Source organism: Candidatus Albibeggiatoa sp. nov. BB20, assembly GCA_016744725.1.
In the GTDB taxonomy this organism is placed as follows: domain Bacteria; phylum Pseudomonadota; class Gammaproteobacteria; order Beggiatoales; family Beggiatoaceae; genus Albibeggiatoa.
On record JADGDW010000189.1, the window covers coordinates 1 to 8,025 of the forward strand.

At 38.2% G+C, this 8,025-nt stretch carries 4 protein-coding genes and 1 pseudogene; 1 reads left to right on the plus strand and 4 read right to left on the minus strand.

The features are described 5' to 3' along the window. Positions 1-76 precede the first annotated feature (76 nt). Positions 77-955 (minus strand): annotated as a pseudogene (gene gcvPB, locus ABXH34_RS16380) (aminomethyl-transferring glycine dehydrogenase subunit GcvPB); the annotation flags it as partial. A gap of 273 nt (positions 956-1,228) precedes the next feature. Between gcvPB and ABXH34_RS16385 the strand changes: the two are divergent. Then, positions 1,229-3,691, plus strand: a complete 2,463-nt coding sequence (locus ABXH34_RS16385) for a heavy metal translocating P-type ATPase (RefSeq protein WP_353572962.1) — start codon at positions 1,229-1,231, stop codon at positions 3,689-3,691. A gap of 22 nt (positions 3,692-3,713) precedes the next feature. Here ABXH34_RS16385 and ABXH34_RS16390 read toward each other — a convergent pair whose 3' ends face one another. The 3 genes from ABXH34_RS16390 to ABXH34_RS16400 all read right to left on the minus strand — a co-directional run. After that, the gene (locus ABXH34_RS16390; protein ID WP_353572963.1) at positions 3,714-4,319 is read right to left on the minus strand and encodes a hypothetical protein; all 606 of its coding nucleotides are present in this window, start codon (positions 4,317-4,319) and stop codon (positions 3,714-3,716) included. 75 nt (positions 4,320-4,394) lie between these two features. Further along, entirely contained in the window at positions 4,395-5,210 is an 816-nt protein-coding gene (locus ABXH34_RS16395; protein WP_353572964.1) for an ABC transporter ATP-binding protein, read from the minus strand. Further along, a partial coding sequence (locus tag ABXH34_RS16400) for a TRAP transporter large permease subunit (protein WP_353572965.1) occupies positions 5,191-8,025 on the minus strand: 2,835 nt, incomplete at its 5' end. The genes ABXH34_RS16395 and ABXH34_RS16400, both read right to left, overlap by 20 nt.

Consider the following 8,025-nt stretch of genomic DNA (forward strand, 5'->3'; position numbering starts at 1 on the left):
GGGGGTGGACACTCTACAAAGGCTATGCTAACTATGAACTTTATCTTCATCCAATTGAGAATTCCTCGATGAAATGTGGAACAGGCAAATGTGGCAATAATCGATCACTGACACCTACAGGGCCTGAACCTGGTCCGCCGCCACCATGAGGCGTTGAAAAAGTTTTATGTAAATTCATATGAATCACATCAAAACCCATATCACCGGGGCGTACTTTGCCTAAAATCGCATTTAAGTTCGCACCATCGTAATACAATAAGCCACCTGCCTCATGCACTGCTTTTGAAATATCTTTGATTTCACGCTCAAATACACCCAAAGTAGATGGATTGGTTAACATGATACCTGCTGTTTGAGGGCCTAATACTTCTTTTAAAGCAGCGAGATCCACATCACCTTGATTATTAGTTGGGATTTCTCGAACTTTATAACCACACATCACGGCTGAAGCGGGATTAGTGCCATGTGCTGCATCAGGTACCAGCATTTCTGTCCGTGCGGTATCATTGCGTGCATCATGGTAGGCTCGAATCATCGCAACCCCAGCAAATTCACCTTGTGCGCCTGCGGCTGGAGCAAGTGATACGCCTTTCATACCTGTAACCGCTTTTAAAATTTCTTGAAGCTCATATAGGTTGCCCAAAATACCTTGTGAATGACTATCGGGGGCGGCTGGATGATGAGATAAATAGCTCGGTAACATCGCTAAACTATTACAAATCCGTGGGTTATATTTCATCGTACATGAGCCCAAAGGATAAAAATGGGTATCAATTGAAAAATTCTTTTGCGACAATTGAGTGTAATGTCTCACGGCCTGCATTTCGGATACTTCTGGCAATGTCGCTGACTGTTTACGCCGCAAATCTTCAGGAATATCTGAAATATCTGCAATATGCGATGGATACTGAGAAGTATTTGTACGATTTGGGCTGGAGTGTTCAAAAATAAGCATGGTACTTTCTGGCTTTTAAAAGGTGATCGATAGTGTAATGTTTTCATTTTATGACTGCAACAATCTATTTGATTGAACAGAAAAAATCCTAATCAGTAATGGCTTACTAAGAAAAGTGATATTGTGAGTTTGTGAAACTTCCTGACACATGTAAAATGAGTAAAACGAACTGAAACCCACCGTTATTCTAATAAAGCTTTACTAACGAATATTCTCCAGTAAAATTTGGGGATAAAAACCCATTCAAATCTTAAAATTACCAAGAAAAAATTCATGTCTCACTGTTATCACTGCGGTTTACCTGTGCCAGAGAACGCAGACTTTTTTGTTAAAATTCAAGGCCAACAACGTGCCATGTGTTGTGCAGGATGCCAAGCAGTTGCACAATCTATCATGGATGCAGGTTTAGAAGATTTTTATCAGCATCGAACCGAAAATGCACCAACAGGTCGAGAGTTAATTCCAGAAATATTAAAAGAAACTGAACTCTACGATAACCCAGAAATACAAAAACGCTTCGTCCGCCATGAAGATGAAAATACCAGAGAAGCGGCTTTAATTTTAGAAGGTATTACTTGTGCTGCCTGTATATGGTTGAATGAGAAACATATTAAAGCGTTAGATGGTGTGATTGATGTGCAAGTCAACTATTCCAATCATCGAGCACGAGTGCGTTGGGATGAAAGTCAAATTCAATTAAGCCAAATTTTACAAGCAGTGACTCATATTGGTTATATTGCACATCCTTATGATCCCCATCGGCAGCAAGAAGTGCTTGATCGTGAGCGTAAAACCCAACTCCGGCGCATTGGTTTAGCAGGCGTATTAGGGATGCAAGTCATGATGTTTTCCGTGGCCTTATATGCAGGAGAATGGTGGGGGATTGAGCCACAATTTCGTTATTTGTTTTATTGGGTTAATCTTGTATTGACCGTTCCTGTTTTACTCTATTCAGCTGAACCCTTTTTTCGCTCGGCATGGCGTGATATTACCCATAAACAAGCGGGCATGGATGTGCCAGTCTCTCTGGGAATTGGCCTAGCCTTTATTGGCAGTGTGTGGACAACATTCAACGCTCAAAGTAGTGGTCATGTATATTATGATTCTATAGTGATGTTTGTGTTTTTCTTGCTTACAGGACGTTATTTTGAATTATTGGCTCGGCAGCGTAGTGCCCAAGCGGCTGAAACCTTAGTGCATGTGATGCCCACTATGGCAACCCGTTTAAATAAAACCGAAAATAATGAAATACATGAAGAATTAGTCTTAGTCGCGGAATTAAATGTAGGTGACACTATTTTAGTCAAAGCGGGTGAAACCATTCCTGCTGACGGCACAGTGCTCATAGGCCAGTCCAGTGTAGATGAATCTTTGTTAACAGGCGAAAGTTACCCTGTGATGAAAATCATAGAACAAGAGGTGATTGGCGGCACGATGAATATTGAAAGCCCTTTGCAAATCCATGTGACCAAGCTAGGCACAGACACTATTTTATCGCATATTTTGCGTTTATTAGAACGCGCCCAATCTGAAAAGCCTGCAATCACTCGTTTGGCAGACCAAGTCGCGACCTATTTTGTATTTGCAGTGTTAATACTAGCCATTATTGTGGCAAGCTATTGGTGGTTACAAAATCCGAATAATGATGCGTGGTTTGTTACAACCTTAGCAGTTTTAGTTGTGACTTGTCCCTGTGCGCTGTCATTAGCCACTCCAACCGCCATCACGGCTGCAACCAGTACCTTGACCCGTTCAGGATTGTTAACGACGCGTGGCCATGCACTGGAAACCTTGGCCAAAGCGGATCATTTTGTGTTTGATAAAACAGGTACTTTAACTCAAGGCCGCTTACAAGTATTAGAAACACATTGTATTTCCCATTGGTCAGAACAAACCTGTTTGGCTTATGCGGCGGCTTTAGAACGTCATTCAGAACATCCGATTGGTACTGCATTATTGCAAGCATTTAATCAATTAGAAATGATGAGTTTAAAAGTATATGCAGACAATGTTAGCAATAAAGTTGGAGCAGGTTTATCAGGTGAAATAGGCCATAAGAATTTTTATATTGGCACGGTCGATTTTATTAAAACCAAAACAGATTTAACTTTGAATTCAAATGTTAAGCAGGATTTATTGCAAAAAGGCCATAGCTTAGTATTACTTGCAGATGAACAACATATTTATGCTGCTTTTGTATTAGGTGACAGCTTACGTGAAGGGGCGCAACAGTTAATTCAAGCTTTATTGCAACAAGGCAAACAGGTGAGTTTGTTCAGTGGCGATCATCGTGCTGTGGTGGAAAGTGTAGCGCAACAAGTTGGGATTCAGCATATTGGCTACGACTTAAGCCCAGAAGATAAGCTGAGACGAGTTAAGCAGTTACAAAGCTCGGGGGCTATTGTGGCGATGGTGGGCGATGGTGTTAATGATGCACCTGTTTTAGCTCAGGCGGCGGTTTCAATTGCAATGGGGAATGGAACACAAGTGGCACGTGCCAATGCGGATATGATTTTATTAACTGAGCAGTTGCCTAATTTATTAATTGGGATTCAAACCGCAAGTAAAACTTTAACTATTATTCGACAAAATATGTTGTGGGCCATTGGCTATAATTTGTTAGCTTTACCTGCTGCGGCAATGGGTTATATTGCGCCATGGATGGCGGCTATTGGTATGTCTATCAGCTCATTACTGGTGGTGTTAAACGCTTTGCGCTTAGCAACAAAACGTTAATTTTCAGATCAAGCTTGGTCTATTATTTATTAGTTTTTATATATGTTTTTAAACGATTGGCAACGTTAACTGCTGAGGCACTTCTATGTTTACCTTGCTTGACAGTTAATGATTTAGCAAATGTATTCTTTGCATCTAGCACATAAATTGAAATATTATTTTTATTAAAATAGCTGCCAATTGTTAGCACTTTTGTGGTGCTGCCTTTACAGCTTCCCAATTTCTTAGTTGATTTTGACCATGCTTGAATACATTTCTTATAATTAGCTACATTAGATTGCTGATAGACTGCATTACATTGTGTAGGTGGTTTTTTTAAAGTACTATAACTAATGATTTTAATTGTTCTTGCTCTATATTTTCGAAAATAAGACTCAATACCCGCGTTGAATTTATTCGCTCCATTGATGCTATTTATGTCAAATTTTTCACTTAATTGTTTAGAGCTGCTGGCTGGCCAAGCCGCGACAACACAAACTGTTTTTACATTACTATCAAAACGATAAACTGTTCTCATACGTTTTAAAATTTGTTCTTCACAAGAAGGAGCACCAAGAAATAGCACCATCAAACAAATAATAAACGCCTTGAGAGGTTTATTGATCGATTTAAAATAAAAATAGTGCATATTCCCTCCATCAATAATATTTATTAAAATATAACTTACGTAGCAGTTAAGTATAGAATAATGAGGGATATTTCTCTATACACTATCTCCAATTTTCTCAATATATTTTAAAACGCCTTTATTTCTAATAATATAATGATAATCAAAAAAAGTGACTGCATCCAGATTATGAGTTGCCACGATAATAGTCATTTGTTTTTCATCAGCTAATTGCTGAAATAAATTAAATACCATTGATTTTCTAGTTGGATCAAGACTGGAAGAAGGTTCATCGGCAATTAAAATCGTTGGTTCTTTAGCTAACGCTCGGGCAATATTAACAAGTTGCCGCTGTCCCCCAGATAACTGATACATTGGCTTGTGCATAATATCCTCAATATCTAATTGACGGCACAATGCTCGAGCTTTTTTCATTCTATTTTTAGCACTAAACCCTCTAGCAAACAGGGGTAAGGAAATATTTTCCATTGCATCCCATTGCATCATCAGTTCATGTGATTGAAAAATATAGGCGAAATAGGTTTTAATAATATCTTCACGTTCTGGATGGGGCAAAGCAGAACAATCATAATAATCACGAATTTTGACTGTTTTTTTACTTTTATCATTTTGATAGTCATCAACAGCTCTTTTGCTGGAAGAGGACAAATAAACACTACCGGCATTAGGGCTGGACAATAAACCCAATATCCGCAACAAAGAACTTTTACCAATCCCCACATCGCCACGAATGGATACCGTTGAACCATAGCGAATAGATAAGTTTATATTTTGCAACAAGGCCTCATTATCATATTCAATATAAAGATTGCTTGCGTGTAAAATAATATTTTGTTCTGCAAGTTCTCGTTTATTAGGATGCTCACTTAGCTTAAGCTCTTCGGCTGGCATACATTAGTTCTCGGAAAATATCATGTGAAAAATATTGTATTTTTAGAAAAATCGTCGTAATAACAGCAAAAATCAAAGATGTACCATATAATTGCACAAATCCAAAAATATTTACATCATAGTCGATATTGCCAAATATAAAAGAAGATAAGGTTGTCACATCAATCAGATAAGTGCTCAAAATACCAAGCCCACAAGCTAAAGTCACCACGATTGATGAGAGTAGGAATAAAAATAGCCAAATAATCACACCATGCAAACCTGACATTCGCATTAATGCAATCATTCTGGCTTGGCTTTCAACCAGTTGAATCATGGCGCTCACCAATACCACTAAACAAACCAGTAACATTGAATATTGTATGGCATCCAAGGTGTTAACTGCTTCGGTAATCGATTCAATCAAGCCATTGCCCGTATTAATCAATGAATAAAACTGATACTCCCCGATTTTTTTTGTCAGCGTATCCGTAGTAAATAAACCGATCTCAAGCTCATTAAGTTGTTTAAGCGTGTGTATTTGATCCAATTCAACTAATAAACGTTGTTCTACATCAAACCCTAACGCGGCTAATTCAGTTTGGGGCATGATAATCGCTGAATCTATTTCCCTAATCCCAGTCTCAAAGGTTGCTCCAACCACAAAGAATTGTTTAGCATTATTATCGTCAATTTTTTGCGCCAGTAATTCCATGTTTTCAAAATAAATACGATCATGAATCCGAATCACCGTACCTGTCGAGACATTCATTTTATTAACCAATTGCTTACCGACATAAACAACGGGAAGTATCTGTTTTGTATATTGATTGCAACTATGTTCAATCGGTTGATTTAAATCAAACTGGACATCACTTAATGGAGAATAAAAGGTTTCTTCTTTCTCATTATAAGCTTCATTTTGATAACGGAAACAAGACCCTGTATAACCCATAATTTCTTGATTAAAGTTCTCAATCAAATTCTGTTTTAAGCCTTTAATAAAGCCAAAAAGCTCGGGTTTAAAGCCAATAATAGAAACTTGTCTTTCATCATTGATTAAACCAAACTCACCGGGTTCTTGTTTGGAGGTGCTGGCTTCGGTCACAAACTGAGTACATAAACTGGATGGATTGCTATAGCCTTGTTGTTGAAAATGCTGGTTGGCTTGTTGTTGCATGGAGGCATCACATTGCTCAACTCCGAGCATCACTTGAAATCGATCTTGAACCAGTGGATTAACAATTTGTTTTTTAAAATTAAGCGCAAAGCCGTTGATTGTAAACAAACCAATATACACAATCGCTAAAATCACAAAGGTAAAATAAGTTGGTATTGGGATATTTTTCGGTTTCGTCACCAGTGTGATTAATTCAAATGCAGGACGGAAAAAACTTTGACGTTGTTGTTTTATATTGCGATGTTGACCAATATTTAAATCATTTCTGGCCAGCATCCAAATAATAATGGCGGAAGCAATGATTTTAAACGGCCAAATTAACGGAGACACAATCACAATCGCGCTGCTCCATAAAATCACTTTTTGATAACGCGCAGATAATTCTCGACGAAAATAGTTAAAGTTTGCGACCGTCACCGCCATCACCGCTAACATCAAAGCAATAATATTAAAAATAATAAACGTATCTTGACTTAAGCTAGAAACCTCGGTGAGCTGCAATACAATTTCAGGATGATATGCCCAAGCAATCGGTAATATAAACACAACGCTGGCTAATTTATATGCGGTTGGCACTAGCTCTTGGGTTGTTTTGCCAATGGTTTTAGCTGCTTGTTCTAAAACAGGGGCGAATGGTGGTGTGAGTCCAGCAAATACGGAGTAATACAATAAAAATAAATGTGCGTGTAAGCCTTCAATACCCACAACACCTAAGAAATGTGGCGCGATGAGTGCCATTAATAAATACACCGCAATGGCTGGTAAATGTTTGCCCAAATATAAAGTAATAAATGCCGTCACTGATAAAATCAGTAATTTAGTAAATTCGTATTTAAAACTAAATAAGGAGTGTTGATTCTCTAATAAATATTTTGCTTCCCCAGACCATTTGGCCGTGTATTCAAATAATCCAGCACGTTCTAAAATGAACAATAAAAGTCCTATCATTGCACATGATATTGCCAGCAAAATCCCATCTTTCCCAGCCTGTGCAAATGACCTGAGTAAATCAACATAGTATTGATGGCGATTGTTTAAGTTTTTGTAGTTTGGTGACCATAAACCAAAGATAAAAATAAAAATGACAGCGGCGGCGGGATAAGTCGAAAGTGGTACTGTAAAAAAGCTAATCGCAAATAATAAGCAGACTACTCCAAACGTCAACCATGTTAAAAATTGAATATGGGTGTCAAAATTTTTGTTTTTAAATTTAAGTTCTTTTTGAGCATAGTTAATGTCTAACGGTTTTAAATCCTGTTTGTTAGCCTCAATCGCAATCGCGACCCCTAATGCAAATAAGAATAAAAAAGCGGGAATCAATGAACCTATCATCAAATCCATATATGAAATATTGTGCTCGACTTCTAAAATAATAAAAGCAACTACGCCCATCACGGGAGGAATCACTTTACCTGCGCTGGAGGCAACCGCTTCAATACTGGCAGCAAAAATAGGTTCGTAGCCCGACTGACGCATTAAATCAATGGTATATTTACCTGTTTTATTGACATTATCTTCTGCCGAGCCGCTGATACTGCCGTATAACGCGGAATCAATCACGGCATATAAACCCGCACTTGCACCTTGTCGCCGACCATGAGTCAGCCTAAAAGCCACAAAATTAAGCAGCTTATCAATCCGAATCATGCGTAATGC

Coding starts and splice junctions, on each gene's coding strand:
- ABXH34_RS16385 (WP_353572962.1), top strand. CDS start 1,229: ATGTCTCACTGTTATCACTGCGGTTTACCTGTGCCAGAGAACGCAGAC.
- ABXH34_RS16390 (WP_353572963.1), bottom strand. CDS start 4,319: ATGCACTATTTTTATTTTAAATCGATCAATAAACCTCTCAAGGCGTTT.
- ABXH34_RS16395 (WP_353572964.1), bottom strand. CDS start 5,210: ATGCCAGCCGAAGAGCTTAAGCTAAGTGAGCATCCTAATAAACGAGAA.